The organism is Streptomyces sp. WAC03905 (genome assembly GCF_057371075.1).
This window is the reverse complement of the sequence record NZ_JBXYDZ010000003.1, coordinates 3,794,896-3,821,041: the sequence shown is the minus strand read 5'-3', so window position 1 is coordinate 3,821,041 and position 26,146 is coordinate 3,794,896. Positions and strand designations below refer to the sequence as shown.

General features: G+C 72.9%; 28 protein-coding genes, 1 tRNA gene and 1 pseudogene. 13 read left to right on the top strand and 17 right to left on the bottom strand.

All coding sequences use genetic code 11. The features are described from left to right. Nucleotides 1–208: 208 nt before the first annotated feature. From AC2RP6_RS19720 to AC2RP6_RS19705, 4 genes are all read right to left on the bottom strand, one after another. On the bottom strand, nt 209–1,558 hold the full coding sequence (locus AC2RP6_RS19720) for an aminotransferase class III-fold pyridoxal phosphate-dependent enzyme (RefSeq protein ID WP_486447385.1): 1,350 nt from the start codon (nt 1,556–1,558) through the stop codon (nt 209–211). Between the two features lie 639 nt (nt 1,559–2,197). Next, complete coding sequence (locus tag AC2RP6_RS19715; protein ID WP_486447384.1) at nt 2,198–2,569, bottom strand: hypothetical protein; 372 nt, start codon at nt 2,567–2,569, stop codon at nt 2,198–2,200. 176 nt (nt 2,570–2,745) lie between these two features. Next, nucleotides 2,746–2,949 carry a cold-shock protein gene (locus AC2RP6_RS19710; RefSeq protein WP_030030412.1) on the bottom strand — a complete coding sequence of 68 codons (204 nt, stop codon included), beginning with the start codon at nt 2,947–2,949 and terminating at the stop codon, nt 2,746–2,748. A gap of 271 nt (nt 2,950–3,220) precedes the next feature. Then, nucleotides 3,221–3,961 carry a PP2C family protein-serine/threonine phosphatase gene (locus AC2RP6_RS19705; protein WP_486447383.1) on the bottom strand — a complete coding sequence of 247 codons (741 nt, stop codon included), beginning with the start codon at nt 3,959–3,961 and terminating at the stop codon, nt 3,221–3,223. Nucleotides 3,962–4,116: 155 nt separating this feature from the next. Here AC2RP6_RS19705 and AC2RP6_RS19700 point away from each other — a divergent pair, with 155 nt between their 5' ends. The 3 genes from AC2RP6_RS19700 to AC2RP6_RS19690 all read left to right on the top strand — a co-directional run bounded on the left by AC2RP6_RS19700 (nt 4,117) and on the right by AC2RP6_RS19690 (nt 6,458). After that, on the top strand, nt 4,117–4,416 hold the full coding sequence (locus tag AC2RP6_RS19700) for a hypothetical protein (protein WP_486447382.1): 300 nt from the start codon (nt 4,117–4,119) through the stop codon (nt 4,414–4,416). A 69-nt stretch (nt 4,417–4,485) separates the two neighbouring features. After that, a complete protein-coding gene (locus AC2RP6_RS19695; RefSeq protein ID WP_486447381.1) occupies nt 4,486–5,862 on the top strand; it encodes an FAD-binding oxidoreductase in 1,377 nt (458 codons plus the stop codon). Between the two features lie 167 nt (nt 5,863–6,029). Further along, nucleotides 6,030–6,458, top strand: coding sequence for a hypothetical protein (locus AC2RP6_RS19690; RefSeq protein WP_486447380.1), 429 nt, complete (start codon nt 6,030–6,032; stop codon nt 6,456–6,458). Nucleotides 6,459–6,530: 72 nt separating this feature from the next. Here AC2RP6_RS19690 and AC2RP6_RS19685 read toward each other — a convergent pair whose 3' ends face one another. Both AC2RP6_RS19685 and AC2RP6_RS19680 read right to left on the bottom strand, forming a co-directional pair. Next, nucleotides 6,531–7,094, bottom strand: a complete 564-nt coding sequence (locus AC2RP6_RS19685; RefSeq protein ID WP_486447379.1) for a potassium channel family protein — start codon at nt 7,092–7,094, stop codon at nt 6,531–6,533. Between the two features lie 64 nt (nt 7,095–7,158). Next, on the bottom strand, nt 7,159–7,848 hold the full coding sequence (locus tag AC2RP6_RS19680) for a GAP family protein (RefSeq protein WP_486447378.1): 690 nt from the start codon (nt 7,846–7,848) through the stop codon (nt 7,159–7,161). Nucleotides 7,849–8,022: 174 nt separating this feature from the next. On the opposite strand from AC2RP6_RS19680, the gene AC2RP6_RS19675 reads away from it, so the two are divergent. After that, nucleotides 8,023–8,421, top strand: a complete 399-nt coding sequence (locus AC2RP6_RS19675; RefSeq protein ID WP_486447377.1) for an SHOCT domain-containing protein — start codon at nt 8,023–8,025, stop codon at nt 8,419–8,421. 19 nt (nt 8,422–8,440) lie between these two features. On the opposite strand, the gene AC2RP6_RS19670 is transcribed toward AC2RP6_RS19675, so the two are convergent. The 8 genes from AC2RP6_RS19670 to AC2RP6_RS19635 all read right to left on the bottom strand — a co-directional run bounded on the left by AC2RP6_RS19670 (nt 8,441) and on the right by AC2RP6_RS19635 (nt 18,724). Further along, a complete protein-coding gene (locus AC2RP6_RS19670) occupies nt 8,441–9,814 on the bottom strand; it encodes a hypothetical protein (protein ID WP_486447376.1) in 1,374 nt (457 codons plus the stop codon). Nucleotides 9,815–9,964: 150 nt separating this feature from the next. Then, nucleotides 9,965–12,529, bottom strand: coding sequence for an ABC transporter permease (locus AC2RP6_RS19665; RefSeq protein WP_486447375.1), 2,565 nt, complete (start codon nt 12,527–12,529; stop codon nt 9,965–9,967). A 127-nt stretch (nt 12,530–12,656) separates the two neighbouring features. Beyond that, a complete protein-coding gene (locus tag AC2RP6_RS19660; RefSeq protein ID WP_486447374.1) occupies nt 12,657–13,403 on the bottom strand; it encodes an ABC transporter ATP-binding protein in 747 nt (248 codons plus the stop codon). A gap of 319 nt (nt 13,404–13,722) precedes the next feature. Then, the gene (locus AC2RP6_RS19655; protein WP_486447373.1) at nt 13,723–14,400 is read right to left on the bottom strand and encodes a response regulator; all 678 of its coding nucleotides are present in this window, start codon (nt 14,398–14,400) and stop codon (nt 13,723–13,725) included. Further along, nucleotides 14,397–15,950 carry a sensor histidine kinase gene (locus tag AC2RP6_RS19650; protein ID WP_486450384.1) on the bottom strand — a complete coding sequence of 518 codons (1,554 nt, stop codon included), beginning with the start codon at nt 15,948–15,950 and terminating at the stop codon, nt 14,397–14,399. Before AC2RP6_RS19650 ends, AC2RP6_RS19655 begins: the two co-directional genes overlap by 4 nt. A gap of 496 nt (nt 15,951–16,446) precedes the next feature. Next, a complete protein-coding gene (locus AC2RP6_RS19645) occupies nt 16,447–17,193 on the bottom strand; it encodes a VOC family protein (protein ID WP_486447372.1) in 747 nt (248 codons plus the stop codon). Nucleotides 17,194–17,421: 228 nt separating this feature from the next. Beyond that, the gene (locus AC2RP6_RS19640; protein ID WP_486447371.1) at nt 17,422–18,126 is read right to left on the bottom strand and encodes a cytochrome b/b6 domain-containing protein; all 705 of its coding nucleotides are present in this window, start codon (nt 18,124–18,126) and stop codon (nt 17,422–17,424) included. After that, complete coding sequence (locus AC2RP6_RS19635) at nt 18,068–18,724, bottom strand: molybdopterin-dependent oxidoreductase (RefSeq protein ID WP_486450383.1); 657 nt, start codon at nt 18,722–18,724, stop codon at nt 18,068–18,070. Before AC2RP6_RS19635 ends, AC2RP6_RS19640 begins: the two co-directional genes overlap by 59 nt. A gap of 287 nt (nt 18,725–19,011) precedes the next feature. Here AC2RP6_RS19635 and AC2RP6_RS19630 point away from each other — a divergent pair, with 287 nt between their 5' ends. Beyond that, nucleotides 19,012–19,488: a cupin domain-containing protein gene (locus AC2RP6_RS19630; RefSeq protein ID WP_486447370.1), complete on the top strand. Its 477-nt coding sequence runs from the start codon at nt 19,012–19,014 to the stop codon at nt 19,486–19,488. A 470-nt stretch (nt 19,489–19,958) separates the two neighbouring features. Then, on the top strand, nt 19,959–20,636 hold the full coding sequence (locus AC2RP6_RS19625) for a DUF998 domain-containing protein (protein ID WP_486447369.1): 678 nt from the start codon (nt 19,959–19,961) through the stop codon (nt 20,634–20,636). Here AC2RP6_RS19625 and AC2RP6_RS19620 read toward each other — a convergent pair. After that, nucleotides 20,637–20,893, bottom strand: a pseudogene (locus tag AC2RP6_RS19620) (RNA polymerase subunit sigma-70); the annotation flags it as partial. It abuts the gene before it with no gap. A 93-nt stretch (nt 20,894–20,986) separates the two neighbouring features. Here AC2RP6_RS19620 and AC2RP6_RS19615 point away from each other — a divergent pair. From AC2RP6_RS19615 to AC2RP6_RS19605, 3 genes are read left to right on the top strand one after another with little or no spacing between them, the layout of a single operon-like run. Next, a complete protein-coding gene (locus AC2RP6_RS19615; RefSeq protein ID WP_486447368.1) occupies nt 20,987–21,328 on the top strand; it encodes a restriction endonuclease fold toxin-2 domain-containing protein in 342 nt (113 codons plus the stop codon). Next, the gene (locus tag AC2RP6_RS19610) at nt 21,223–21,537 is read left to right on the top strand and encodes a restriction endonuclease fold toxin-2 domain-containing protein (RefSeq protein WP_486447367.1); all 315 of its coding nucleotides are present in this window, start codon (nt 21,223–21,225) and stop codon (nt 21,535–21,537) included. The genes AC2RP6_RS19615 and AC2RP6_RS19610 overlap by 106 nt, the downstream gene beginning before the upstream one ends. Next, entirely contained in the window at nt 21,483–21,920 is a 438-nt protein-coding gene (locus AC2RP6_RS19605) for a hypothetical protein (RefSeq protein WP_486447366.1), read from the top strand. The genes AC2RP6_RS19610 and AC2RP6_RS19605 overlap by 55 nt, the downstream gene beginning before the upstream one ends. Nucleotides 21,921–22,123: 203 nt before the next feature. On the opposite strand, the gene AC2RP6_RS19600 is transcribed toward AC2RP6_RS19605, so the two are convergent. After that, nucleotides 22,124–22,197 (bottom strand) — tRNA-Gly (locus AC2RP6_RS19600). A gap of 180 nt (nt 22,198–22,377) precedes the next feature. Between AC2RP6_RS19600 and AC2RP6_RS19595 the strand changes: the two genes are divergently transcribed. The 3 genes from AC2RP6_RS19595 (at nt 22,378) to AC2RP6_RS19585 (ending at nt 23,759) form a co-directional block, all read left to right on the top strand. Then, the gene (locus tag AC2RP6_RS19595; protein ID WP_078658298.1) at nt 22,378–22,590 is read left to right on the top strand and encodes a hypothetical protein; all 213 of its coding nucleotides are present in this window, start codon (nt 22,378–22,380) and stop codon (nt 22,588–22,590) included. Between the two features lie 84 nt (nt 22,591–22,674). Then, nucleotides 22,675–23,262 (top strand): dCTP deaminase, encoded by a 588-nt coding sequence (dcd, locus tag AC2RP6_RS19590; RefSeq protein ID WP_030647898.1) that lies wholly within the window; start codon nt 22,675–22,677, stop codon nt 23,260–23,262. Beyond that, nucleotides 23,259–23,759 carry a phosphoribosyltransferase gene (locus tag AC2RP6_RS19585; RefSeq protein WP_030647900.1) on the top strand — a complete coding sequence of 167 codons (501 nt, stop codon included), beginning with the start codon at nt 23,259–23,261 and terminating at the stop codon, nt 23,757–23,759. The genes dcd and AC2RP6_RS19585 overlap by 4 nt, the downstream gene beginning before the upstream one ends. Before the next feature lie 88 nt (nt 23,760–23,847). On the opposite strand, the gene AC2RP6_RS19580 is transcribed toward AC2RP6_RS19585, so the two are convergent. Next, the gene (locus AC2RP6_RS19580) at nt 23,848–24,771 is read right to left on the bottom strand and encodes a Yip1 family protein (protein WP_486447365.1); all 924 of its coding nucleotides are present in this window, start codon (nt 24,769–24,771) and stop codon (nt 23,848–23,850) included. A 277-nt stretch (nt 24,772–25,048) separates the two neighbouring features. Here AC2RP6_RS19580 and AC2RP6_RS19575 point away from each other — a divergent pair, with 277 nt between their 5' ends. Next, nucleotides 25,049–25,807, top strand: a complete 759-nt coding sequence (locus AC2RP6_RS19575) for a hypothetical protein (protein WP_486447364.1) — start codon at nt 25,049–25,051, stop codon at nt 25,805–25,807. Nucleotides 25,808–26,146: the final 339 nt, after the last annotated feature.

The window sequence follows — 26,146 nt, the reverse complement described above, 5'->3', positions numbered from 1 at the left end:
CGCCCGGCGTCCAGCGGTCGTCCCGCTCCCCGCCGTTCGGCCCCGAGGGGCCGCCCCGGGACTGACGTGCATCCCGGTCCGTAGGTGCTCGGCCTGTTCTGGCGTTGGTGGCCTGCACGGATTGCAGCACGCGCGCGGCGGGTTGACCACCGCACGGATCCTCCGAACACCGGCACCAGCGGATTGGGCGACCCCACAGAAGAGCAGGTCAGACGGTGTGCGCGTCGGCCACCGTCAGGGCCTCGTCCAGGATCCGCAGCCCCTTCTCCACGTCGTGCGGCGCGATGTTGCAGGCCGGGGCGATGTGGATCCGGTTGCCCGCGACGAGGGGCCAGAGCCCGCCCTTCTTGCACGCGGCCGCGAACTCCGCCATCGGCGCGTTGTCCGCCCCGGCGGCGTTGTACGGGACCAGCGGCTCGCGCGTCTCCTTGCTGCGGACGAGTTCGAGCGCCCAGAACGTGCCGAGGCCGCGGACCTCGCCGACCGAGGGGTGCCGCTCGGCGAGGGCGCGCAGACCGGGGCCGAGGAGGTCGGCGCCGGTGCGTGCGGACTGCTCGACGACGCCCTCCTCCTCCATGACGTTGATGGTGGCGACGGCGGCCGCGCAGGCCAGCACGTGCCCGGAGTACGTCAGGCCGCCCGGGTAGGGCCGGCGGGCGAAGGTCCCGGCGATGGCTGCCGAGACGGCCACCCCGCCCAGCGGTACGTAGCCGCTGGTCACGCCCTTGGCGAAGCAGATCAGGTCGGGGGTGACGTCCCAGTGCTCCGAGGCGAACCACTTCCCCGTGCGCCCGAAGCCGACCATGATCTCGTCGAGGACGAAGACGATGCCGTAGCGGTCGCAGAGCGCGCGGACCCCGGCGAGGTATCCGTCGGGGTGCACGAGGACGCCGGGGGCGCCGCCGACGGTCTCCAGGATGATCGCGGCGATGGACTGCGGTCCCTCGAAGACGATGGTGTCCTCCAGGTGACGCAGGGCCCGCTCGCACTCCTCGGCCTGCGTCGCCGCGTAGAAGGGCGAGCGGTAGGCGAAGGGCCCCCAGAAGTGCACGACGCCGGCCGTCGCGGAGTCGTTGCCGAAGCGGCGGGCGTCGCCGGTCAGGTTGATCGCGGTGGACGTGGCGCCGTGGTACGACCGGTACGCGGACAGCACCTTGGGGCGCCCGGTGTGCAGCCGGGCCATGCGGACGGCGTTCTCCACCGCCTCGGCGCCGGCGTTCGTGAAGAAGATCTTGTCGAGGTCGCCCGGGGTGCGCTCGGCGATCAGCCGGGCGGCCTCGGAACGGACGTCGACGGCGAAGCCGGGCGCGACCGTGCACAGCCTGGCGGCCTGCTCCTGGATGGCGGCGGTGACCTTGGGGTGCTGGTAGCCGATGTTGGTGTAGACGAGGGCGCTGGAGAAGTCGAGGTAGCGGTTGCCCTGGTAGTCCCAGAAGTACGACCCCTCGGCGCCGGCCACGGCGAGCGGATCGATGAGTTCCTGCGCCGACCAGGAGTGGAAGACGTGCTTCCGGTCAGCGTCTTTCACGGTCCTGAGGGCGTCGGCTTCTGCGTTCATGAAACGAGGGTAATAGTCCAGGATGTGGACGCGGCGGGGGTCGCCCGCGCCGCGGGGTCTTCGGACGCGAGCACCCGACCCGGTTCGGGCGCCGGCAGGATCGGCGGGGCCGGCAGTCGTGGTCCGCCGATTTCGACGCCGTTTCGGTCCTCGTCCCGTGCGTCCAGGGGGCCGGCGTCGAAATCCGCAGGCGGCCATTGCGTGATGTGCCCCCGGGACAGTGCCGTTTCGTCGGGGCGGGGCGCCGGAAGGACCCGAAATGCGGCCAGTTGGCATGAGGATCCGATGGGAGTCGCGTCGGTGTGGTGACCGGCCAGGGTGAATTCCAGCCGCTTCGGCGTCAGTTTGGCGCCGGCCGCCTCGGGGAGGAAATGGGGCGGTGCGCGCATTCCGGCAATCGCTACGGCCGGGGGGAACGTGTCTTTCGTTTCGAGTGAATGCGTCCTGCGCGTGACCGTGGCGGCGGCCCCTGTGGCGTCCTTCGACCCGACGGGCCCGCGGGCCCCGGCGGCCGAGGCCGCGCCGGCGTCCGGAGGTGTCCGCGCCGGGTGCCTCCCTGCAAGGAGCACGCCGAGGGACCGGGACGGCCTCCGCGCCGGTGCGCGGGGGCCGTCCGCGGTGTGCTGGACGGGGTGGAGGCTACTTGTCGGAGTAGCTGAAGTCCCCGACCGTCCAGGCGCTGACGTTGTCGAGGGCGATCCGGTACATCCCGCCGGTCTCGGGGATCCCCACCGGGCCCTGCAGGATGCGTGCCACGTGGAAGTGCAGGTGCGAGGGCGGGTCGCCGGGCTCCGCGGCCCCGCCTCCGGGGGAGCTGAACACCTCGGCGAACGGGCCGAGCTGGTCGGAGTCCCGCAGGACCTCCGCCACGCGCTGGCGCCAGACGCGTTCGGGGGCGAGGCGGCCGGTGATGACGGCGCCGTTCACGACCACCGTCAGGGACATCTGATTGGTCTGTTCCGACTCGACCATGGCGGCGAGGTCGCGGAGCAGGTCGTCAGGGATCGACATGGGCAGGGACTCTAGCAAGCGGTCCCGCCCCCGGGTGGTGCTTCCGGCGCTGCGGCGGCCGATTCCCGACGGCGGTGAAACGGGCCCGCGGCCCGCACGCAGGGGTGCGGGCCGCGGGCCCGTTCGCTCGCGCGCCGACGCGGGCACGGGGCCCGGCGCCGGCGTGGGCGTCAGTGTCAGGCGGGAACGATGTTCTCGGCCTGCGGGCCCTTCTGGCCCTGGGTGACGTCGAAGGTGACCTTCTGGCCTTCCTGGAGCTCACGGAAGCCGGACGTGGCGATGTTCGAGTAGTGGGCGAAGACGTCCGCGCCGCCACCCTCCTGCTCGATGAAGCCGAAACCCTTTTCCGCGTTGAACCACTTCACGGTGCCGGATGCCATGCGAGTTCTCCTTTGGGGCAGTGCCCGGGCCGCACTGTGCGGACCCGGCGTCGACGAGATGATTGCCCCGACCGGAAATCTGTACCGGAAATGAAAAGTGCACCCACCGAGAATAAGGTGAGAGCACTTGTAAGCTTTTTGGGGACCACAACCGCAACTGCCGTCACCGTAGCACAGGGAAACCGGTGGGCCGGGAAAGCCTTCCCGTCCCGTATTCTGGCGTCGCGGAACAAGATATCCGGCCATTAGATCCTATGAATGCGCCACCGGATCAGGCGCCGATGCGCACGAGCGCGAGCGTGATGTTGTCGGGTCCTCCCGCGTCGATAGCGGCTTTCCACAGCTCGAAGGCCGCCCTGCCGTCGTCGTGCACCCGCAGCAGTTCCTCGATCGCGTCGTCCGGCACCGGATCGGTCAGCCCGTCGCTGCACACCAGGTAGCGATCGCCCTCGGCCAGCGGGAAGGTCCCGATGTGCGGGGTGATCGGGCTCGGCCCGCGGCTGCCGCCGAGCACCTGCGTGACGGCGGAGGTGGTGCGGTGCCCGGGCGCCGGGGGCGGGCTGTCGTCCACGCTCACCTGGTGCAGGCCGTCCCGCGCCGCGTGGAACACCTTGCTGTCGCCGACGTTGAACACCAGCAGCGACTCGCCCAGGACCAGGGCACCCGCGACCGTCGTCCCCATGGCCGTCAGGTCCGGCCGGCCGTCCGCGGCCGCGTGCACCGCGTCGTTGCACAGGTCCAGCGCCCCCGCGACCGCCTCCGCACGGTCCAGGGAGGGGCCGAGGGAGGACAGCTGGCGCACCACCAGCTCACTGGCCACCTCCCCCGCCGGCTGCCCGCCCAGCCCGTCGGCGACCGCGACGACGAGTGGCCTGCCGAGCGGGAACACCAGCGTCTGGGGGTTCTGGGTCACGGTCCCGCACAGGGTCCACGGCCCGATGACGAGACTGTCCTCGTTGTGCTCGCGGACCAGGCCGACATGGCTCAGGGCGGTCACAGCTATGTACGACACCTCGACGTCCCGCCTCTCCGCAGCGTGATCCGGCAGACGCGTACCCGCCACCATTGTCGCGCCGCTCCGGCATGCGCGGCGCGGCCTGCCGGAGCACGCTGGTCGTGGAGCCGCCTGTCCCCCGACGGCGGCCCGGCCAGGAAGGACTGCCGTTGATGTTCGCGAGGCTGAGCACCTACCAGGGTTCCCCCGTCCCCGCGGAAGGGGACCTGGGCGCGCATTCGGAGGAGATCGTCCGGCGGGTGCAGGACGCGCCGGGCTTCCGGGGCGTCTACTACCTGGTCGACCGGGCCACCGGTGAGGCGAGGTCGCTGACCCTGTGGGAGGACGAGCGGAGCATGCGGGACAGCGAGGAGCTCGCCCACCGGATCCGCGAGGACACCGCCCGGCGGGAGGGCCAGCAGGTCGTCGCGGTCGAGCACTTCGAGGTGGGCTTCAGCCACCTGGGGACGTAGGGGCAGCACCCGGCGCCCGCGTCCCGGCGCGGCGTGCGGGCGAGGTACGAAGGACGAGGAGCGATGGTCATGGGCAAGCTCGCGATCGACCAGCTGCGGGAACGGGTGCGCGGGGCGGTCGTCGCCCCCGACGACGCCGCCTACGAGGAGGCGCGCGCGGTCAACAACGCCATGATCGACCGGAGGCCGGCCGTGGTCGTGCGCTGCGCCAACGCCGGTGACGTGGTGGCAGCGGTCGACTTCGCGCGGGACAACGCGCTCGACCTCGCCGTGCGAGGCGGCGGCCACAGCGTGCCCGGCTTCGGCACCTGCGACGACGGCGTCGTCGCCGACCTGTCGGGGATGCGCGGGGTACGCGTCGACGCCGCCCGCCGTACGGCGCGCGCGGAGGGCGGCGCCACCTGGGGCGACCTCAACGCGGCGACGTACGCCTACGGGCTGGCCACCACCGGCGGGATCATCTCCACCACCGGCATCGGCGGGCTCACCCTCGGCGGCGGCATCGGCTACCTGTGCCGCGGGCTGGGTCTGAGCTGCGACAACCTGATCTCGGCCGACGTGGTGACGGCGGACGGCCGGATCCTCGTGGCGAGCGAGGAAGAGAACCCCGACCTGTTCTGGGCGCTGCGCGGCGGCGGCGGGAACTTCGGCGCGGTCACCTCCTTCGAGTACCGGCTCAGTCCGGTCAAGGACGTCTACGGCGGCCCGATGCTCTTCGAGCTGGACGACGCGGCCACCGTGCTGCGCTCCTTCGCCGACTACATCGCCGACGCCCCGGAGCAGCTCGGCGGCTTCCCGGCCTTCCAGCTGGCCCCGCCGCTGCCGTTCATCCCGGCGGACCGGCACGGTGAGCCGTTCGCGCTGATCGTGGCGTGCTGGGCCGGGCCGCTCGACGAGGGGGAGCGGGCCCTGCAGGCCTTCCACGACTTCGCCCCGGTGGTCGCGGAGCACGTCGGTCCCATGCCGTACCCGGCGCTCAACGGCGCCTTCGACGCGCTCGTGCCGCCCGGTCTCCAGCACTACTGGAAGGCCAACTTCGTGACGGAGCTGAGTGATTCCGCGATCGAGGCGCACCTGGTGCACGGCCCGAAGCTGCCCGCCGTGAACTCGACGGTCCACATCTACCCGATCAACGGCGCCTGCCACCGCGTCGGACCGCAGGACACGGCCTTCGCCTACCGCGACGCCTCCTTCGCCACGGTCATCGCCGGCATGTGGCCGGACCCGGCCGACAACGAGGCGAACACCGCCTGGGTCCGCGACTACTACGAGGCCACCGCCCCGCACTCGGAGGAGGGCGGCTACATCAACTTCATGGCCGAGGACGACCAGAGCCGGATCAGGGCCAACTACAAGGGGAACTACGACCGTCTGGCGGAGGTCAAGCGGGCGTACGACCCGGACAACCTCTTCCACCTGAACCAGAACATCCAGCCCGCCGCCTAGCGGCCTCCCGGCCGGCGCGGACGGTGGCGGGGCGGGCGGCGGGCCGGTCGCGGGGCGGTCTCGGGGCGGATCGGTGCGGATGCGGAGCGTGTCCGGTTGTGCATATTTTGTCGTAGTACCGGATGGTCCCGTACGCCTGGTTCGCCCTGATCGAGGAAGGCCCCTCCATGAAGCGTTTGCCGGTGATCGGTGTGCTCTGCCTCAGCGCGGTGTTCGGTCTCAGCGCGTGTTCCGACGACAGTTCCTCCCCCGCCGAGGAGGCCACCGAAGCCGCGGCCGACCTGTGCACCGACCTGAACCAGCTGAAGGCGGACAACGCGAAGCTGAAGGCCCTCGACCCCGCCGTGGCCACCAAGGACCAGATGAAGGACGCCTACGACGCCGTCCAGCAGGACTGGGAGGACGTCAAGGAGAACGCGAGCAAGATGAAGGACGCGGAGCGTTCCGCGGTGCAGTCCGCCGCCGAGAACCTCAAGAAGAGCTACGAGAACCTGCCGGGAGACACGACCGGCAAGGACGCGCTCACCCAGCTCCAGCCGCAGATCCAGCAGCTGGACCAGGCCGCGACGAACGCCTCCGCCGGTCTCAAGTGCTGACGACCGGTTGAACGCCCGCCCCGCTCCGCGCAGCAGGCCCCGTCCGGACCCCCGGGCGGGGCCTTCCGCCGCTCAGGGCTCCTCGTCGTCCACGAAGGGAGGGCCCGCGTGTCCCCCGCCGCTCCGCTTGCGCATGGCGACCTTCATGGCGCCGAAGAGGGCCTTGGCGATGACGCCCACCACGATCAGGTCGGCGACCATCTGCACGGTCGTCAGCACGCGCCCCGTGCCCGTGACCGGGACGATGTCGCCGAAGCCCACGGTCGCGAACACCGTGACCGTGAAGTACAGGGCGTCCGTGCGGTTCAACGACTCGGAGAAACTGCCCGGCACGCTCTCGGAGAGCATGAAGTAGGTCGCCGAGAAGACGATGAGGAACAGCGGTACGCCGGTGGCCATCGCCTCCAGGGCCGACAGCCGCGGATACTCCGAACGGGCGATGGCCGAGACCTGCCAGGCCGTCAGCAGGCCGAAGGCCAGCAGCCCCAGTACGAGCGTCAGGACCGTCAGGACGCCGAAGCCGCCGTCCAGGGGTGACAGGTAGTACAGGGCCGTGAGCAGGCCCGCGGCGGCCGTCGCGCGCAGGCAGTGGCCCAGCAGGGCGCGCCTGCGGCGACGGGCTGCGTTGCGTTCCATGCCTTCAGGAGAACGGCCCGGCCCGTATCCGGCGACCGGAGCCGGCGCCGGGAGGCGCACCCCGTCAGCGCGTGAGGTCGTACAGGCTCCGGCCGACCAGCCACAGGCCGAGGACGAGGCAGGCGAGGACGATCGCCGGGTCCTTGTGGTCGGAGAGCCACGCCCGCATCCCCGTCAGCGCCCGCGCCGCCCGCTCGGGGGCGAACACCATGTACAGCTCCATCGCCAGCAGCGTGGCGGACGCCAGGATGCAGAAGCCGAACAGCGCCAGGTACGTGGCGCTGTCGGAGAGGTTCGCCTCGACGACGGTGGCGGCGGCCGCACCCACCATGCCCCACGGCTGGAGGAGCACCGCGAGCCCGGCGGCGGACCACGCCGACGCCTGGTCCATGCGCGAGGTGATCGGGTGTGCGTCCTCGTCGGCGGGGCCGGGCCGGGCCCCCTCGGAGGCGGGTGCCGCGCCGGCCGCGGGCCGCCGCCGGCGCCGGTACTCGGCGTAGGCGACCAGCCCGATGCCGATGGCCAGCCGGACCGCGAGACCGGCCGTGGACGGCGGGGAGCGCGGCGGCGGTGGCTGGCCACCGGTGAGGAGCAGCACGACGGCGATCACGGCGACGAGGCAGCCGAGCCAGGCCAGGATGAAGGCGAGCCCCTTCCACAGGCCGCCGGGCGCGGACACCACCAGCACGAACGCCATGACGGGCAGCGGATAGAGCGTGATGATCAGCCCGATGACGATCAGGTCAAGCACCATCGGCTTTTCCCCGTCGGTGGATCGACCCCTCCTCGGGGACCGGTAGGGGAATGCTCATGCGTCCATCGTTCCCCCGCCCCCGCAGGGCGGCAAAAGATGCGGCATTCGCTCCGCATGCGGAGCAACTCACCCGCCTGTATCAATGAAGTACCACGTGCATGATCGGAGTCGGGCATGGACGACTATCCACTTCTCAACCTCTTCTGGACGATGCTGTGGTTCTTCCTGTGGGTCATGTGGTTCTTCCTGCTCTTCAAAGTCATCACGGACATCTTCCGTGACCACAGCCTGCACGGCTGGGGGAAGGCGGGGTGGCTCATCCTCGTGCTGCTGGTGCCGTTCATCGGCGTGTTCGTCTACGTGATCGCGCGCGGCCGCAGCATGCACGAACGGGACGCCAAGCAGATCAAGGACAACGAGGCGGCCTTCCGCTCCTACGTCCAGCAGGCTGCCGGCAGCACCGGCGGTGGCGGCGGTTCGGCGGACGAGTTGAGCAAACTCGCCGCGCTCAAGGACAAGGGCGACATCAGCCAGGAGGAGTTCGACCGGGCGAAGGCCAGGATCCTGGCCTGATCCCGGGCGGCCCGCGGGCTCACGCCCGGTCCGGGGGCGGGGGCGGAGGACCGGCCGGTCCTCCGCCGCCGCCCCCGCCGCCGCCACCGGCGCCGGCCGTGTCGTCGGTGACACGGCCGCCGGCCGCGAGCAGGGCCAGTACGGCGAGCACCGCCAGCAGGATCAGCACCAGCAGCAGCACCGTGAGCACGGTCGGGTGGTTCCACAGCGCGAACACGAGCGCGACGACGAGCAGGACGCCCACGGTGAGCGCGTGCCGGTGTGCCTCCACCCACCGGCCCGCGGTCCCGGTGCGCACCCCGTGTCCGGCGCCCCAGCGGGCGGCGGAGTCGGCCGTACGGTCGGCCCGGCCGCGCACGCCGCGCGGCAGCCGGCCCGCCCCGGACAGGTAGGCGCCGAGCGCCACGACGACGCCGAGCACCATCGCGGTCCGCAGGCTGACCCGCAGGAACCGCACCAGCGTGTCGAAGACGGCCGCCGCCGCGGCCGGGGACTGGACCTCCGGGGGGAGGTGGTCGAGGTAGTAACGGCGGCCCACGACCAGGGCGATGGCGACCAGCAGGCAGGCGAACGCCGCGCACAGGGCGGTGGTCACCAGCGCCCGGCGCCGGCGCCGGGCGAGCAGCACTCCGGCCGCCCCGAGGACGACCGTGACGACCGGCAGCCAGTTGCCGAGGACGTCCAGGAGACGCACCGCGCCCCGGATCTTCCCCAGCTCGTCGTTCTGGAAGAGCACCATCTGCTTGTCGACTTCGGGGATCTTGGACGCGGGGGAGACCCCGGCGGCCACCAGCTCGTCCTTGACCTTGTCGACGGCCTCGCCGACGTCGAGGGTGACGGTGCCCCCGTCGACACCGACGGCACCGCGCCCCTTGCCGGTGAGCGCGTGCACCACCGCGTTGTGGGCGGCGCGGTTGGCCACGGTCCACACCTTCTCGAAGCGGTCGCTCTCCACGAAGCGGGTCGCCACCTTGGAGACGACCTGGTCGGCGGCCGAGTCCAGCTGCGGGCCCAGCGCCTTCACCGCGGCGCCCACCCGCGGCGGCAGCCCCTGGGCCTCCAGCCACTTCGCCAGGTCGGCCGTGACCTGGGAACCGTCCACGCGTACGTCCGCCGCCTTCGTGATGCGGTGGACGGCGGCCTCCTCGATCGCCGGGTTCGAGGCGAGGGGCTGGACCGTCGAGACGTACCGGTCGGTGTCCAGCACGATGTCGTGCACCCAGACCGTGAGCAGGGAGATCGGCACGAAGATGCAGGTCAGCGTGATCAGCACCGCCGACACCGCGCTCTTGGCGATCCGCCCGCCCCGGGACCCGCCGCTCCGGGCCGCGGTCGGTGGGGCGGTCGGCGCCGCGCCGGGCGGGTCACCGGGTGACGGGGACGGCTCGCTCATGGCTCTCCCGGGGACGACGGTGCACGGCAGGGCGCGGCGAAGGGCCGCACCCTGCCATTGGACCCGGGCCGCCCGCCGCCGCGCCTGTTCGGCTGGGCCCTCCAGGTGACGCCGCCCCGGACGGCCCAACGGGCCCGACGGGCCCGTCCCTCAGCCTCCGGCCACGGCGTGCAGCGGGCTCAGCGATGCCGCCCGGCGGGCGGGGACGACCGCCGCGGCCGTGCCGATCGCCAGGGACAGCAGGCACACCAGCAGCAGCGTCCCCCACGGCAGCACGAACGCGTACTGCGCCACCGCCCCGTTCGCCAGCGAGCCGACGGCCCAGGCACTGAACACCCCGCCCACCAGCCCCAGCAGGGTGCCGAAGCCGGCGACGATCACGGCCTCCAGCCGGACCATGCGCCGCACGCCGGCCCGGTCCATGCCGATGGCCCGCAGCACGCCGATCTCCCGGGTCCGCTCCGAGACGGACATCGCGAGGGTGTTCACGATGCCCAGCGCGCTGATCACGACGCCGATCGCGAGCAGCCCGTACATGACGGTCAGCAGCTCCCCGACACTGCCCGCGGCCTCGCGGACGAGGGCCGCCCGGTCCTGCACCTTCAGCAGCGGGTTGGCGCCCACCGCCGTGCGCAGCCCCTTGGCCACGGCGTCGGAGGCGGCGCCGTCCTCGGCGCGGACGAGGATCCGCTGGACGGAGCCGGGCAGGAAGGCGTCGCGGCGTACCTCGCCGAGGTCGCCCAGGGCGTCGCCCGCGACGGGGTTGTCCCGGTAGACGCCGACGACCGTGTACGGGCGCGGGTCCTTGCCGTGCCCGACACGGGCCTCGATCCGGTCGCCCGTGGCCAGGCCCTGCTCGCGGGCGAGGGTGGCGGAGACGGCGATCCGGCCCGGCCCGAGGTCCGCGGCGGAGCCGCCGGTGAAGTCGAGCCGCAGGACGGCGTCGACGGCCGCCGGGTCCACGCCGGCGATCTGCCGGACCCCGCCGCCGATGAACACCGGCGCGTCGGCGACGGCCGCGGCGGTCCGCACCCCGGGAGTGGCGGCGACCCGCTCGACGGCGGCCGGGTCGACGCCGGTGGTGGGGGTGCGGGTGCCGATCACGTAGTCGGCGCCGAGGCCGGCGGCTGCCTGCCGGTCCAGGGCCCGCGCGGTGGAGGTCCCCACGACGGCCAGCCCGGCCACCAGCGCAGTACTGATCATCAGGGCGGAGGCGGTGGCGGCGGTGCGCCGCGGGTCGCGCAGGGCGTTCTCCCGGGCGAGGTGACCGACCGGGCCGAAGCGGCCGGTCAACCGCCCCACCAGCCGGATCACCGGTGCGGCGAGCAGCGGCGCCAGCACGATCAGGGCGACGACGAGGACGCCGCAGGCGAGCATCGCGTCCTGGAGGTTCTGCTCCGAGGCGTCCTTCACGCCGCTCAGCGACACCAGCAGCCCCGCGCCGAGGACCAGCAGGACCAGACCCGCGGCGGCACGGATCCGCGAGCGCGCGGCGGACGGCGGCTGCTGCGCCGAGCGCATCGCCTCGACCGGCGCGACCCGCGCCGCCCGCCGGGACGGCAGCCACGCGGCGAGCACCGTGACGCCCACGCCGACGCCGAGCGCGGCCACGACGGGCCGCGGGCCGATCACCAGGGGCCCGTCGGGCAGGGCGTCCTGCGCGGTGCCGAGCAGGCCGGGCAGGACGGCGGCGACGCCGAGGCCGAGGAGGAAACCGGCGGCGGAGGCGACGAGTCCGAGGAGGGCGGCCTCGGCGAGCACGGAGCCGGCCACCTGGCGGCGTGAGGCGCCGATCGCCCGCAGCAGCGCGATCTCACGGGTGCGCCGCGTCACGAGCATCGTGAAGGTGTTGACGATGAGGAAGGACCCGATGAACAGCGAGACCCCGGCGAAGACCAGCGGCAGCTTGGCGTGGCCGCGGGTCAGGGTGCCGACGTAGAGGGCCTGTTGGGCGGCCTGGGCGGCGCCCGTGGTGGCCTCGGCCCGGCCGGCGGGGAGTACGGCAACGACCCGGCCGGCGAGTTCGGCCTGGCTCGTGCCGGGCGCGGCGGTCAGGTCGATCCCGGTGTACCGGCCCGGCGCGGCGAACAGCCGCTGGGCGGTGGCCCGGTCGAACAGGACGAGGGTGCCGCCCGCGGTCACCCGGGTGTCCTCCGTGGCGACGATGCCCACGAGCCGTCTGGTCATGACCGGGCCGTCCGTGGCCAGCGTGACCATGTCCCCGATGCGGTACCGGCCGGCGGTGGCGGTGCCCCGGTCCACGGCGATCTCGTCGCCGTCGCGCGGGGCCCGGCCCTCGGTCAGCGGGTACCGCGGGTCCCGGCCGCTGCCGTCCGGTACGTGGGCGGCGCCGAGGTTCGCCCAGGCCCTGCCGGCCCGGAGCGGGGTGCCGTCGGCGGCGGACAGGGTGGCCGAGCCGTCGGCGGCCGGCCGTACGGCGGCAACGCCGGGTACGGCGGCCAGTTTCCGTACGAGTGCGTCGTCCAGGGCGTTCGAGCGGTCCTCGCCGGGGGGTGCGTCCGGGGAGTCCTTCGGGGTGACGGTGACCGAGACGCCGGCGAAGCTCTTCGACGCGGCGGCGCGGTGGGCGGCGGCGGAGGAGTCGGCGAAGACGAGGGTGCCGGAGACGAACGCGACACCGAGGCACACCGCCAGGACGGTCATGGCCAGGCGGGCCTTGTGCGCGAGGAGGTTGCGCAGGGCTGTTCGCAGCATGGGGAGGCTTTCGGAGAGCTGTCGGGGAGCGGTCGGGAGCGGGTCGGCGAACCGGAGAGGAGGAGCGGGTCGGCGAACCGGAGGGGAGGAGCGGGTCCGCGAATCGGAGGGGAGGAGCGGGAGGGCGTCAGCTCGCGAGGCCGGGCATCCGGTCGAGCACGGCCGCGGCGGACGGCTCGTGCAGCTCGTCGACGACGTGCCCGTCGGCCAGGAACACGACCCGGTCCGCGTACGAGGCGGCCGCCGGATCGTGCGTGACCATCACCACCGTCTGCCCCAACTCCCTTACGCAGTCGCGCAGGAAGCCGAGGATCTCGGCGCCGGAGCGCGAGTCGAGGTTCCCGGTCGGCTCGTCGGCGAAGACGATCTCCGGCCGGGACACCAGCGCCCGCGCCACCGCGACCCGCTGCTGCTGTCCGCCGGACAGCTCGGCCGGGCGGTGGCCCAACCGGTCCGCCAGGCCGACCGTGGCGACCACGGCCTCCAGCCAGGCGGCGTCCGGCCGGCGCCGGGCGAGCCGCAGCGGCAGCGTGATGTTCTCCAGCGCGGTCAGGGTGGGCATCAGGTTGAAGCCCTGGAACACGAAGCCGACCTTGTCGCGGCGCAGTGCGGTGAGCTGCTTCTCGGTCAGCGAGGACAGTTCGGTGCCGCCGATGCGCGCCGAGCCGGAGGTCACCGTGTCCAGCCCGGCCAGGCAGTGCATCAGCGTGGACTTGCCCGAGCCGGAGGGGCCCATGACGGCGGTGAACCGGCCCCGGGCGAAGTCGACCGTCACCGCGTCCAGGGCGGTCACCCGGGTCTCCCCCTTCCCGTACACCTTCGTGAGACCGGTGGCGCCGGCGGCCGGCCGGGGATGGGGAGAGGACTGCGACATGGGTGCTCCGCCTCGGGTGGGAGATGCGTCGGTCCGCACCCGAAGGGGTGGCCGGACCGGGGGACGCATTCCATGCTCACCGGTCTGACCTGCACGGACATCGTGCTGGAGGCGGGATTCGGGCTCTGTCCGAGGGAGGGCGCAGGGCCGGCCGCCTCTGCCTCCGGGCCCAGCCGGGGCCGCCGGGTCTCCGCCTTTGGTCACAGGCACGACGGCTTCGCGCCGGCCGCCGCCCCACGGTGTCGGGGGCCGTGCGGCGGGCGCGTGCGGCCCTCGCGAGCCGGGCGGGTCCGGAAGGAGCGCCCCCGGGGCCCCGTGGTCAGGAGGCCAGGCCGGTCCGGTGGGCGAGGAGGGCGGCCTGCACCCGGCTCGCCGAGCCCGTCTTGTCCAGGATCGCGCCCACGTGCGTCTTCACCGTGCCGATCCCGATCCCGAGCCGCCCGGCGATGTCCTGGTTGGACAGTCCCTCCCCCAGCATCGACAGGACCTCCCGCTCCCGGACGGTGAGCCGCGCGATCCGCTCGTCCGTGGCCGCGGCGCCGGGGCCGTCCCGGTCGCCGCCGCGCAGCATCCGGGCGATCACCGACCCGGTCACGCCCGGGGAGAGCACCGCGTCGCCGGCGGCCGCCGCCCGTACCGCGGCGATCAGTTCCTGCGGGCCCTCGTCCTTGAGGAGGAAACCCACGGCCCCCTCCCGCAGCGCCCGGACGACGTTGTCCTCGTCGCCGAAGGTCGTCAGCATCACCACGCGCGGCGCCGGATCGAGGGCGAGCAGCGGCGCGATCGCGGCCAGGCCGTCGCAGACCGGCATCCGGACGTCCACCAGGGCCACGTCCGGCCGGTGGGCGGCCGCCAGCTCGACGGCCTGCCGCCCGTCGGCGGCCTCGGCGACGACGTCGATGTCGCCGGCGTGCCGCAGGATCAGGCGGACACCGTGCCGGATCATCGTCTCGTCGTCGGCGAGCAGCACGCGGATGGGCCGGGCGGGTGCGGTCACGGTGTCTCCCAGGGCGTGGCGTCCCGGACCGACGGTACGTCGAACCGGTCGATGGCGATCAGCCGCCGGGCGGCGTCGAAGCAGTAGCGGGCGATGAGCAGGCCTCCGGGGTGCCGCTCGGTGGCGCCGTTGAAGGGGTAGACGCAGCCGGCGGTACCGGGTGGGCGCGGCGGCTCGTGGCCGGTGGCGGCGGCCCGTACGGCCGCGTTGTCCAGCACGCCGTACCCGGCCACGTCCTCGTACGTCATGCCGACGCGCGGCAGCGGGGGCGGGCCGGAGCGGCCGGCCGGCTGGGCGGCGTACACGAAGGCGATCCCGATGACCATGAGCGCGGACAGCGCCGCCAGTCCGAAGGCGAGCGTCAGCAGCTCGGCGGTCCGGCGCCCGTCCGGGTCCGGGACGGCCGGGGCCACCAGGACCTGAGCCGCCGGGTCCGCGGCCGGCGCGTCCGACGCCGCCGGGTCGTGAGCCGCCGGGGCCGGGCGCGCCGCGTGCGCGGCTACCGGGTCGTGAGCCGCCGGGTCCGGGCCCCGGGTCGCGGTGGCCGGGTGCGGGGCGGGCGCCGCGGTCGTCCCCGCCGCCCCGGTGCGCCCGCCGGGGGAGGGGCCGCTGCCGGGCTGGGCCGGCTCGGCGGGCACGGCCGCGGCCACCCGGAAGCCGCCGGACGGCAGGGGGGTCGCCTCGAAGGTCCCGCCGAGCAGCTCCACGCGCTCGCGCAGCCCGGTCAGGCCGCGCCCGGTGCCCAGCTCCTCCACCGGTGGCGGCGCGGGCGGCCCGGGCCGCGCCCCGTTGCGTACGGTGACCCGCACCTGCCCGCCGTGGGCGGCGGCCGGAGCGGCGGTGTCGTGCTCGACCGCCACCGTGACGTGCGCGTCGGCCGCGTACCGGTGCACGTTGGTCAGGGCCTCCCGTACGACGCGGTGCACCGCCCGGCGGACCGCAGCGGGACGGGAGTCGAGGTCCGGCCCCGCCCAGTCGAGCCGCACGGCGATCCCTCCGTCGCGGGACTGCGCGACCAGGGCCTCGATGTCGGCGCGGGTGCCGGTCGCGTCGGTGAGGGCGTCCGGGCCGGTGTCGCGGGCGAGGGGCCCGAGGACACCGAGCACCTGGCGCAGCTCGCGCATGGCGTCGCGGGTGGTGCGCCGCACCAGGACGGCCTCCTCGCGCAGTTGCGGGGCCGCCCCCTCCAGGGCCAGCTCCAGCCCGCCGGCGTGCAGCGACACCAGGCTGAGCCGGTGCCCGACCAGGTCGTGCATCTCGGCGGCGATGCGGGACCGCTCGTGGGTCCGGGCCTCGCTGTCGGCCAGCCGGCGGGCCCGTTCGGCCGCGTCGCCGCGCTCGCGCAGGGCCCGCAGCAGGCGCCCCTGCTGCCCCCGCACCGTGCCGACCAGGCCGGGGACGACCACGGCGGTCGGCGCGAGGACCAGGCCGAGGGCCAGCCCGTACGCCGCGGACCCGGGCCCGAGCCGCGGTCCGGCCACCGTCGCGCCGACCACGAGGAGCGCTCCGGCAGCCGCGAGCAGCCGGGCGCGCAGACGCGGCCGGGCCATCCGGCGGGCCACGGAGTAGGCGGCGGCGGCCGTGACCGGCCCGACGGCGGGCACCGGGCCGGTCAGTGCGGCGAGCACCAGGAGCACGGGCCCCGGGAACCGGCGGCGCAGCGCGAACAGCCCGGCGGCCGCGGCGAGGACGAGGAGCTGCGCGGGAGGGTGCGGCAGGTACCCGAGCCGGCCGACCGCCGCGTACACGCCCAGGCCGACGAGGCCCACGCCGGCCGTCTCCGCGACCGGGCGGAGGCGGGCGTGACGAGGCGAAGAGCTGAGGGGCACCACGCTGACCAGTATCGACGCCGGGCCGGGCGCGGGCATGGACCCTGCGGCCGATCTGCGCCTCTGCCGAAAGGCAGAGGGGACGAGGAGGCCGCGGCCCGGAAGGGGGCCGGAAAGCTCGGCAAGCTCGGAAAGGGTCGGAAAGGGTCGGAAGGTATCGCAAGAACATGGAAGGCGACGGAAGGGACCACAAGGGACCACAAGGGATCGGAAGGGATCAGAAGGGAACGGACGCGGCCGGTCCGACGACGCCGAACAGCGCGCCCTCGGGATCGCGCAGGGTGACCTCGTGCGGGCCGGGGCCGGAGTCCGCCACGGAGACGGCGCTGCCGCCAAGGGCGGTGGCGGCCCTGACGGCGGTTTCGAGGTCGGGCACCCGGAAGTGGACCTGCCAGCGCGGTCGCAGCTCCGGATCGGGGGCCTGCGCGAGCGTGCCGCCGTGCAGGCGGGCCACCGTACGGCCGCCGTGGCGCAGCAGGATGCGCTGGTCCGCCTCCACGTAGGCGACCTCGCAGCAGCCCGCCTGGGCGCAGGCCCATTCCAGGACCTCGCCGTAGAAGATGGCGGCGTCGAAGGCGTTCCGGGTGCGCAGTTCGAGCCAGGCCGGCGCAGCCTCCGCGCCCATGCCCCAGTCGGGGATGGCGTCGCCCTGCCAGATCCCGAAGACCGCGCCGTCGAGGTCGGAGGCGAGCGCGGCCCGTCCCGTACCGAAGGCGAGGGGGCCGACGGCGACCGTGCCGCTGCGCTCCAGGATGCGTGCGGCGGTGACGTCGGCGTCGTCCACGGCGAAGTACGGCGTCCAGGCGACCGGGACCGTGACGCCGGCGGGCATGGAACCGAGGCCGGCCACCGGGACCCCGTCGCCGAAGCCGACGGCGAACCCCCCGCCGAGCCGGTCGTTGCCGAACCGCCAGCCGAGGACCGCGCTGTAGAAGGCCTGTGCCGCGCCGACGTCGCGCGCCATGAGGCTGACCCAGCAGGGTGCGCCGAATGTTTCGTGACTTGATGTCGACACGCCTGTCATCCCCATCCGCCGGTGCGGCCCCCGGATGCCCCTCCCACGGTACTCGCGGGAGCTCCCGGGAAACGTCGGCCACATCCTCGTGGCGCCGCCGCCCGCGCCCACGCCGACACGGCGACCGGCACCGGCGCCCCACCCGGCGGAACGCATCCGGCGCCCGCGCCGCGGCCGTCAGGCGGCCCGGTCCTCCGGCCCGCGTTCCGGGTCGTCCCGCGGGTCGTCCCCCAGCCACAGCGGGTGCTCCCGTTTCGCCCAGGCGCGGTCGACCGACCCGGTACGCATGCCCCGGCGCGCCTCGGGGTCGGCGAGCGCCATGCGGATGTGCCCGGCCACCACGATGCCGATGGCCGCCGCCAGCCAGTCGTGCACGAAGGTGGCGCTCGTGCGCCACACCAGCGGCGTCAGGTGCGTGAACCACATCAGCAGTCCCGTCGCCAGCATCACGAGGACGGCGCCGGTCACCCACGACGCGTAGATCTTCTGCCCGGCGTTGAACTTGCCCGCCGGCCGGGACCCGCGGCGGCGGTCGCGGCGCCGCACCGCGCGCAGCCACTTCCTGTCGTGCGGCCCGAACCGGTTCAGCCTCCGCAGATCGGTCCGGAAGGCGGGAGAGGCGAGGCCCAGCAGGAAGGGCGCGGGCAGCAGGATCCCGGCCCACTCGTGGACGGTGACGACGAGGGCGCGGCGGCCGACGAGTTCGGCGATCTGCGGGACGTAGAGGGCGGCCGCGGTCGCCGCACAGAGCAGCAGCAGGCCGGCCGTCGCGCGATGGACCGCGCGCTCGGCACGGGTGAACCGGCCCACCCGCCCAGCCGGTTCAGACCGTGGGTGCGTCACCGCGCCCGTTGGATCCACCGACCCAGGCGTCGACGTCATAGCCCCGCTCCTCCCAGTAGCCGGGCCGCACCTCGGACGTGAGCGTGATCCCGGAGAGCCATTTCGCCGACTTGTAGAAGTACATCGGCGCCGCGTAGAGCCGGACCGGGCCGCCGTGGGCGTGGCTGACCGGCTCGTCCCGCATCTGCAGGGCGACCAGCACGTCGTCACGCCGGGCCTGCGGGAGGGTGAGGCTCTCGCTGTAAACCCCGTCGAAGCAGGTGAAGCGGATCGCCTTCGCTTCCGGCCGCACTCCGGCCGCGTCGAGCAGGAGGGAGAGCCCGACGCCGGAGAAGGGCGTCCGGGGGACCCGCCAGCCCGTGACGCACTGCACGTCCCGTACGACGCGGGTCTGCGGCAGTTCCCGCAGCGCGTCGAGGGTGTACGTGGTGGGGCGTTCGACCAGACCGTCCACGGTGAGCCGGTAGTTCTGCCCGTTCTTCTGCGGGACGGAGGACACGACGGAGTAGTAGCGGAAGCCGCCTCCGTTGGGCAGCAGTCCGGTCGGATCCCTGTCCGAGGCGGCGCCGAGGAGGGTCTCCGTCGCGCGCTGCGCGTACGGCGCGGCGACGAGGCTCCCGGCGCCCAGCCCGATCATGCCGAGCACCAGACGGCGCCCGACGGGGGCGCCCTCGGTGTCGTCGGTGGTGTCGGTGTCGTCTTTCGTCACCCCTTGAGTCGACCACCACGGGGCGCGCCCGGCCAGGGAGGCGCGGGCGACGTCAGACTTTCGTCACAGATCGTCGAAGGCGGGCCCGGGGCCGGGGCCGGGCCGGGGCGTGTGGTGTGCCGGAACAGCCCGGTTCTCTGAGAACGTTGACGCGGGCCGGCGCAAGGCCGCGACCGCGCGCCGCGCACCGCACCCTTCGTCGACTGGGAGAACGTGTGACCATCAAGGACATCGGGCCGGAACCGCAGAGCTTCGACCTGGAGAAGGCGACGATCGACAACCCGGACTACCGCGCGGTCGCCTGGTCCGGGAAGTACCTCCAGCTGACCCTCATGTCGATCCCGGTGGGCGAGGACATCGGCCTGGAGGCGCACCCGGAGACCGACCAGTTCCTGCGCCTCGACGCGGGGCGGGGCCGCGTCCAGATGGGGCCCGCCAAGGACCGGCTCGACTTCGACCGGGAGGTCGAGGACGGATGGGCGATCTTCGTACCCGCCGGCACGTGGCACAACGTCACCAACATCGGTGACGAGCCCCTGCAGCTCTACGCCGTGTACGCGCCGGTCCACCACGCACCGGGCAGGATCCACCCCACAGCCGCCGACGCGGAGCACGACGAGGACTCGGGCGGCGACGAACCGCCCGGCTGGTCGGTCCAGCCCACCCGCCAGCCTTCGGACGAACACGCCTGACGCCCCGACTCCAGCCCCCGGCCCCCGGCCCGGGGGTTGTGGACGAACAGGGGAAGTCTCGTCCAGTGGGCCCTGGTAGGGGGCGTCGGCGTCCTCCATGACGGACGGCATCCGCGCGTCGACCACGTCGGGGTGGTCGATCTGCCGGCCGTGCCCGGCCGCTGCGACGATCTCGGCCCGGACCCGGGTCCGCGCGCCACGGTGGAGGCGCTGCTCCCTTCATCGACAGCCTCGACGCCGACGCCCGCACGGAGACGATCAGCCTCCTCGCGATGACGGCGACGACGGGCACCGGCATCCTCGTGGGCCGGCGCACCTCGGAGTCCGCGATCGCGGTGCTCCACCACCACGTGGGCCGCGCGGGGGGCCGGCCGGGCGGGTGTGATCCGGCGCACACTGCGCGGAGCGATGACTCCGCCCTCCGCCGTCGGTCATATGGGCGAGAACCCTGTCGCGAGGAAGGCCCTGCCATGACTGACACGCTCCCCGCTCCGACCCGCCGAGCCCGTGCGGTGCCCGCCTCACGGCCCGTCGCACCGTGGTCCGTGGCCGGCGGCATGGTCGCGGGTCCGCTGTTCCTGGCGGCCGGGCTCGCCCAGGGCTTCGCGCGCGACGGATTCGACTTCAGCAGGAACGCGATCAGTCAGCTGGCACTCGGCGAGTCGGGCTGGCTCCAGACGGCGAACTTCCTGCTCACCGGGGCGCTGCTGATCCTCGGTGCGGCGGGACTCGGGCGGGCGCTGCGCGGCGCGCCGGGCGGAACGTGGGGGCCGGCCATGGTCGGCGTCTTCGGCGTCTCCTTCTGGGTCGCGGCGGCCTTCCCCGCCGACGCCGGGGCGGGCTTCCCCGCAGGATCGCCCGAAGCGGCCGGGATGAGCGCGCACGGCGCGGTCCACATGCTCGGTGGAATGATCGGCTATCTCGCCCTGTGCGCCGCTTTCGTCGTCCTGGCCCGTCCGCTCGCTGCCCGGGGCCTGCGGGGCTGGGGCGTCGCGTCCCGCGTCGTGCCCGCGCTCGTGCTGGCCGGCTTCATGGCCTCGGCTGCCTCCGTCCTGGCGTTCACCGCAGGCGCCGCCCTCGGCCTCCTGTGGCTGACGGCGGTGACTGCTCGGCTGGTCGGCCCTCCGGCGGAGGACAGCGGCGAGTGATCAGGCCGGGACGCCGGGGCCGGACTCGGCGCTCAGCCGATCCGGAAGGCCGAACAGCGGGAAGACGCGTGCGGTGTCGCGGAGGGCGGTGATGCCGGCGATGCGACGCCGGAGAATTCGACGACCTGGAGCGCCCAGGGCTCGTAGCGGTCGGGACGAGCCGTGATCCGCGACAGCCGATGGCCGGACCGGTCAGCCACGGCCGGATGTCGGTCATCCCCCCCCCGCATCCACTTCGTGTACGGCGGCAGGGACAGCTGGTCCCAGTGGCCTACCGCCCCGCGAACGGGCCACGAGTGCAGCCGACAGTGCCCCCGACACCACGCAATCCACGGTTCCCTCCCCTCACGGTGCCGCAGCAGCAGAACTTCCAGACCTGGCTGAACTCGCTGCGTGCGGGCGACGTCTCGGGCGGCCGGCCCGCTGAGGTCGCCTATCAACTGCGGGTGGCCGGCTATCCCGAGTACGAAGTGCCCATCGCCCCCGGCACGGGCAAGGGCAAGGGCACCACTCTGATGGTGGATGGCTTCCGCGACAGCGATGGCATGGCAGTCGAAGCCAAGTACGTCAACAATCCGGGCAAGAAGTGTTACCGGGCGCTCGAAGAGCCCATGCCAACCACCGGACGGGAAAGAAGGAGTTCCTGTTCGACCCCGACCGGAACGAGTTGCAGAAGTACGCCGCCGCACTGAACGATCCCCGCAACACCGAGATGCGCGGAGTGGAAACGGTCACCAACAAAATCCGACTCAGTCGCCTACTGGCGCGTGATGACGGCGGCATACGGCGTCAAGGGTTATGCCCGCTACGTTCCCTGACCCACCCTGCACGCCAAGGAGTACAACCGTGGACGCGTCCCAGCTCGCCGAACTGCGCACCATGTATGTCTTCACCCCCATAGAGGGCCAGACCTGGGGGCTGACGTACGCCAGCCTGAAGGCCAGGCTCCTGGAGCGCGATCCGGACGAGTTCATCCGGATCCAGGAAGGCGGACAGATCCGAGGATCGGCCATGCACTATGGCATCACCCTCGAAGGAGAAGAGCTGGAAGGGTACGCGCGGATCCGGCCCGAAGGCATCTCGATCCTCGACTCCACAGCCCGAGCGACTGCGAACTTCGTCGGCTGGCTCCGGGAGCACGTCGTCCCGGAGGGCGTGGCGATGACGTTCAACACGGCATGGGTGCTGGAGGAGGACCTGCCCGACGCCACAGTCCCCGAAGTGACGCGGCCCCGACTCGTTGCGGCCTTCCTCGCCCATCTCGAAGCCACCGGGTTGGAGTGAGAGCTCGGACGCGAGGGTTCCCGATGGCTGGGCCTCGGTTTGTCGAGGCGGTCGGACTCTCTTCCCTCCGTCGGGGGCACCGTTGTGCGGGCCCGCCCGGCAGAAGGCAGCTGAGCACGCCGGTTAGGGGTCAAGTAGTGCGGGATTTCTGAATAGATCTAGACAACACAAAAGCCCCGGGTCGTTGACCTGGGGCTTTGTCGTGGAGCGGATGACGGGAATCGAACCCGCGCTATAAGCTTGGGAAGCTCATGTTCTACCATTAAACTACATCCGCGCAGAGGGCCAGTTGCCTGGATCCCTACCGTTGCACACTCTACCCCATGATCGACCCCCGGCGAATGTGCCGCGGGGTCGCTGTTGTCTGTCGTGTGCACCGGGGCGTGTGGGAGCGGGAGTTGGGGCGTACCGTGTCGTGCGGAGCGCGGCGGCTGGAGCGGGTGCGGATCATCCCCTAATGTGGCGATTCGTCGCAGAATGGCTCGTTGGGGAAAGGGACTCGATGGAGCACACCGTCGTCCGTTGTGCCGAAGGGCACGTTTTCAGTACCGCCTCCTTCCCGCTGCAGCACCTCGGTGCCGGCCGGATCGGGCCCGGGCGGCTGCTGCGGTGTCCGCGGTGCGCGCGCCTGCGGCAGGCCGTGCCCGTCGGCGGTGCGCCCAAGCGCTGAGCGCGGGTGCGAGACGTACGGCCGGGCGCGCGGGCGGTCCCTCTCGATTGGGGGAGGCCCGCGCGCTCTGCGTATCCTCGGGAGGTGCTTCTCTCTGACAAAGACATCCGGGCCGAGCTGGACAGCGGACGGGTTCGCATCGACCCGTTCGACGAGGCGATGGTGCAGCCCTCCAGCATCGACGTGCGTCTCGACCGGTTCTTCCGGGTGTTCGAGAACCACCGCTACGCCCACATCGATCCCGCGGTCGAGCAGCCGGACCTGACGCGGATGGTCGAGCCCGAGGGGGACGAGGCGTTCATCCTGCATCCCGGTGAGTTCGTCCTGGCGTCGACCTACGAGGTCATCTCGCTGCCCGACGACATCGCCTCCCGGCTGGAGGGCAAGTCCAGCCTGGGCCGCCTCGGCCTCGTGACGCACTCGACCGCCGGGTTCATCGACCCGGGCTTCTCGGGTCACGTGACCCTGGAGCTGTCGAACCTCGCCACGCTGCCGATCAAGCTCTGGCCGGGCATGAAGATCGGGCAGCTGTGCATGTTCCGGCTCAGCTCGCCCGCGGAGTTCCCGTACGGCAGCGAGCGGTACGGCTCCAGGTACCAGGGGCAGCGCGGGCCGACCGCCTCGCGCTCCTTCCAGAACTTCCACCGCACCCAGGTGAGGCACGAGGCATGAGCGACGCAGTACGCGAGAACCTGACCTACGAGGGCTTCGGCGCAGCCGTGCGCGAGCTGGCGCAGACCATCGCCGACGACGGCTACGAGCCCGACATCATCCTGAGCATCGCCCGCGGCGGCGTGTTCGTCGCCGGCGGCCTGGCGTACGCCCTGGACTGCAAGAACATCCACCTGGTGAACGTGGAGTTCTACACCGGCGTCGGCACCACGCTGGAGATGCCGGTCATGCTGGCGCCCGTGCCCGAGGCGATCGACTTCACCGACAAGAAGGTCCTCATCGCCGACGACGTCGCCGACACCGGCAAGACGCTGAAGCTGGTGCACGACTTCTGCCTCGGCCACGTCGCCGAGGTGCGCTCCGCCGTCATCTACGAGAAGTCCCACTCCCTCGTGAAGTGCGAGTACGTGTGGAAGAAGACCGACGAGTGGATCAACTTCCCGTGGTCGGTCGAGCCGCCCGTCGTCAAGCGTGAGGGCCAGGTCCTCGACGCCTGATCGTCTGGTCGTCGCGGTTGCGCGCCGTGCGCGAGGGGCCCCCGGCTGTTGCCGGGGGCCCCTCGCGCGTGGGCGTGGTGCGTCCTGCCTAGATCGTGCCCAGCTTGATGATCGACAGCAGGGCGATCAGCTGGATCGCGGAGGCGCCGAGCGCCTTGGGCCACGGCAGGTCGTGCGACTTGCTGATCAGCGAGGTGAAGAGGGCGCCGGCGGCGACCCAGGTCGCCCAGCCCAGCACCTGGACGATCATGTTGTCGCCGCCGAGGAACACCGCGAAGAGCAGGCGCGGGGCGTCCGTGATGGACATGACCAGCATCGACAGGCCCACGGTGGGCTGCCAAGCGCCGTCGCCGCCCATCTGGCGGGCCAGGGTGTGCGTGACCGCGCCCAGCAGCAGACCGCAGATCACGAAGGCCACGCCGGCCGACAGCACGATCGGGACGGCCTTGGAGAGGGTCGCGTTGATCACGTCCTGGCGGGCGTCGTCGAGGCCGAAGACCGCGAGGAGACCGTAGAGGAAGGTCACGATCAGCGCCGGACCCCAGACGGGGTAGTCGCGCATCTGGAGGAAGGTCTGGCCCGGCCGCGTCACGATGCCGCGGAGCAGTTCCTTCCACGGCAGCCGCGGCCCGGAGGGTGCCGCCGCGGCAGCGCCCGCGTGGTACGTCGCGCCCTGGCTGTACGGGTCCTCGCCGACGGCGAAGACCTGGGTGTGCCCGGGATTGTCGTTGCTGTAGTTGCCGCCACCGCCGCCGCCACCTCCGCCGTGGCCGTACGGGGGCTGCTGCGCGTGCGGGTGCTGCTGCCCGTACGGGTCGAAGTACTCCGGCTCGCCGTGGCCCCCGGCGTTCGGCTGCGGCCACTGCTGCTGCGGTGGCGGCCCGCCGGCGGGAGGGTAGGACGGCTGGCCGTACGGCGGCGGTTGCTGCTGACCGTACGACTGCTGCTGCTGCGGGGGTTGTTGGGGAGCGCGGTTGTTGTCCCGGCCGCGTCCCATCCTGAATCCAGCCACGTGATCGAACGTACCTGGTCCGGCGGGCTCCGGTGGCCGGGGAGCCGGATAAGGCACGCTTTGCGGCTGACCTGTGACATCCCTTAGGGGATCCCCGGGGGGTGGTCCCCACCCCTGGAGAGGCTCGGGCGGGTGTCCGGTTTACGTGGTTGCGTAGCGTTCTGCGGCTCTTCGTTACATTGCCGATGGAATACGCACATATCGGGCCCGTAGCTTCGTCTGCGTCGACTCCACGCAGCACGAACGAACACGAACGAGCCCGAGGAAGAGTCCCATCATGCGCAGCACTCGCCGAACCACCCTCCGTACCGCCGCCGTCATCACCGGCGCGGCCACCGTCCTGGCGCTCCCGGCCGGGGCCGCCTTCGCGGACTCCCCGGCCGACGTGCCCGGGCAGCCGCCGGTGGACTCGCGGGTGGCGCCCGCGCGCACCCTCGTCACCGCCGTGAAGCTCGCGGACGGCTCCGTCGCCAAGGTCTACCGGGTCGGCGGGGCCCACTTCGAGGCCGACATCCACGCGGGCGGCGCCAAGCTGGACACCCTGGTCGGCCGGGGCGGCGCGGCGGCGTACGGGCAGAGCAACGGCCTGCACGTGGTGCTCCATCCGAACGGGACGGTGACGTCGTGGCTGGACGGGGCGCCGAAGCCGGCGCCGAAGCCGGAGGTGCGCGAGCACGGGAAGGCGGAGAGCTCCGTACGGGTCGCCCTGCCGGACGGGAGGATCGCGAAGCTGGTCGACGGGCGGCGCGGACCGTACGCCGTGATCTCCATGCCGACCGGCAACGTCCTCGGGGCCGTCGACCTGAAGCGTCCGAGCACGCAGAGCGACGGCTGGACGTACAAGCTGGTCCAGGACGGCAAGCGCGTGAAGTTCGTCGTCATCGACGGCGAGCGCGGCGGGAACAGCTGGGTCTACGACTTCGACGGCAGGCTGATCGAGAAGTACACGGTGGCCGCGCCGAAGCGGACGGGCCACGGCGTCGGCGGAGCCGCGTCGACGAACGCCGCCGGACTCGGCTTCACCGCCCTGCACTGACGCACCGCAATGCCGGAACGGTGTGTGCGTGGTACCGAGTGCGCTTTCGCCTCCGGCTCGGGTCGGCCCGGCCTGCGGCCCCGTGTCAGCCCTCCAGGCCGGGGCTCGGCCTTGGCTCGGCCGGACTCCGGCGCTCTGCGGCGCCCCTGCGGGTGGGGCCCGGGGGTGCTGCTGCAATGCCGGAACGGCCGGCCCCCGGGGTGGGGACCGGCCGTTCCGGTGGGCGTGGTGCCGAGTGGGCTTTCGCCTCCGGCTCGGGTCGCCGGCCTGCGGCCCGTGTCAGCCCTCCGGGCCGGGGCTCGGCCTTGGCCGCGCACGCCGTCTCGGCCTGCGGCCGTG

What these genes read in the sequence shown, in the direction of transcription:
- AC2RP6_RS19575 (WP_486447364.1), top strand. Translation starts at nt 25,049, where the DNA reads ATGCGCAGCACTCGCCGAACCACCCTCCGTACCGCCGCCGTCATCACC.
- AC2RP6_RS19650 (WP_486450384.1), bottom strand. Translation starts at nt 15,950, where the DNA reads ATGGCCCGGCCGCGTCTGCGCGCCCGGCTGCTCGCGGCTGCCGGAGCG.
- AC2RP6_RS19710 (WP_030030412.1), bottom strand. Translation starts at nt 2,949, where the DNA reads ATGGCATCCGGCACCGTGAAGTGGTTCAACGCGGAAAAGGGTTTCGGC.
- AC2RP6_RS19695 (WP_486447381.1), top strand. Translation starts at nt 4,486, where the DNA reads ATGGGCAAGCTCGCGATCGACCAGCTGCGGGAACGGGTGCGCGGGGCG.
- AC2RP6_RS19675 (WP_486447377.1), top strand. Translation starts at nt 8,023, where the DNA reads ATGGACGACTATCCACTTCTCAACCTCTTCTGGACGATGCTGTGGTTC.
- AC2RP6_RS19660 (WP_486447374.1), bottom strand. Translation starts at nt 13,403, where the DNA reads ATGTCGCAGTCCTCTCCCCATCCCCGGCCGGCCGCCGGCGCCACCGGT.
- AC2RP6_RS19670 (WP_486447376.1), bottom strand. Translation starts at nt 9,814, where the DNA reads ATGAGCGAGCCGTCCCCGTCACCCGGTGACCCGCCCGGCGCGGCGCCG.
- AC2RP6_RS19715 (WP_486447384.1), bottom strand. Translation starts at nt 2,569, where the DNA reads ATGTCGATCCCTGACGACCTGCTCCGCGACCTCGCCGCCATGGTCGAG.
- AC2RP6_RS19595 (WP_078658298.1), top strand. Translation starts at nt 22,378, where the DNA reads ATGTGGCGATTCGTCGCAGAATGGCTCGTTGGGGAAAGGGACTCGATG.
- AC2RP6_RS19585 (WP_030647900.1), top strand. Translation starts at nt 23,259, where the DNA reads ATGAGCGACGCAGTACGCGAGAACCTGACCTACGAGGGCTTCGGCGCA.
- AC2RP6_RS19625 (WP_486447369.1), top strand. Translation starts at nt 19,959, where the DNA reads ATGACTGACACGCTCCCCGCTCCGACCCGCCGAGCCCGTGCGGTGCCC.
- AC2RP6_RS19685 (WP_486447379.1), bottom strand. Translation starts at nt 7,094, where the DNA reads ATGGAACGCAACGCAGCCCGTCGCCGCAGGCGCGCCCTGCTGGGCCAC.
- AC2RP6_RS19645 (WP_486447372.1), bottom strand. Translation starts at nt 17,193, where the DNA reads ATGGCGCGCGACGTCGGCGCGGCACAGGCCTTCTACAGCGCGGTCCTC.
- AC2RP6_RS19680 (WP_486447378.1), bottom strand. Translation starts at nt 7,848, where the DNA reads ATGGTGCTTGACCTGATCGTCATCGGGCTGATCATCACGCTCTATCCG.
- AC2RP6_RS19690 (WP_486447380.1), top strand. Translation starts at nt 6,030, where the DNA reads ATGAAGCGTTTGCCGGTGATCGGTGTGCTCTGCCTCAGCGCGGTGTTC.
- AC2RP6_RS19635 (WP_486450383.1), bottom strand. Translation starts at nt 18,724, where the DNA reads ATGATCGGGCTGGGCGCCGGGAGCCTCGTCGCCGCGCCGTACGCGCAG.
- AC2RP6_RS19700 (WP_486447382.1), top strand. Translation starts at nt 4,117, where the DNA reads ATGTTCGCGAGGCTGAGCACCTACCAGGGTTCCCCCGTCCCCGCGGAA.
- AC2RP6_RS19640 (WP_486447371.1), bottom strand. Translation starts at nt 18,126, where the DNA reads ATGACGTCGACGCCTGGGTCGGTGGATCCAACGGGCGCGGTGACGCAC.
- AC2RP6_RS19720 (WP_486447385.1), bottom strand. Translation starts at nt 1,558, where the DNA reads ATGAACGCAGAAGCCGACGCCCTCAGGACCGTGAAAGACGCTGACCGG.
- AC2RP6_RS19665 (WP_486447375.1), bottom strand. Translation starts at nt 12,529, where the DNA reads ATGCTGCGAACAGCCCTGCGCAACCTCCTCGCGCACAAGGCCCGCCTG.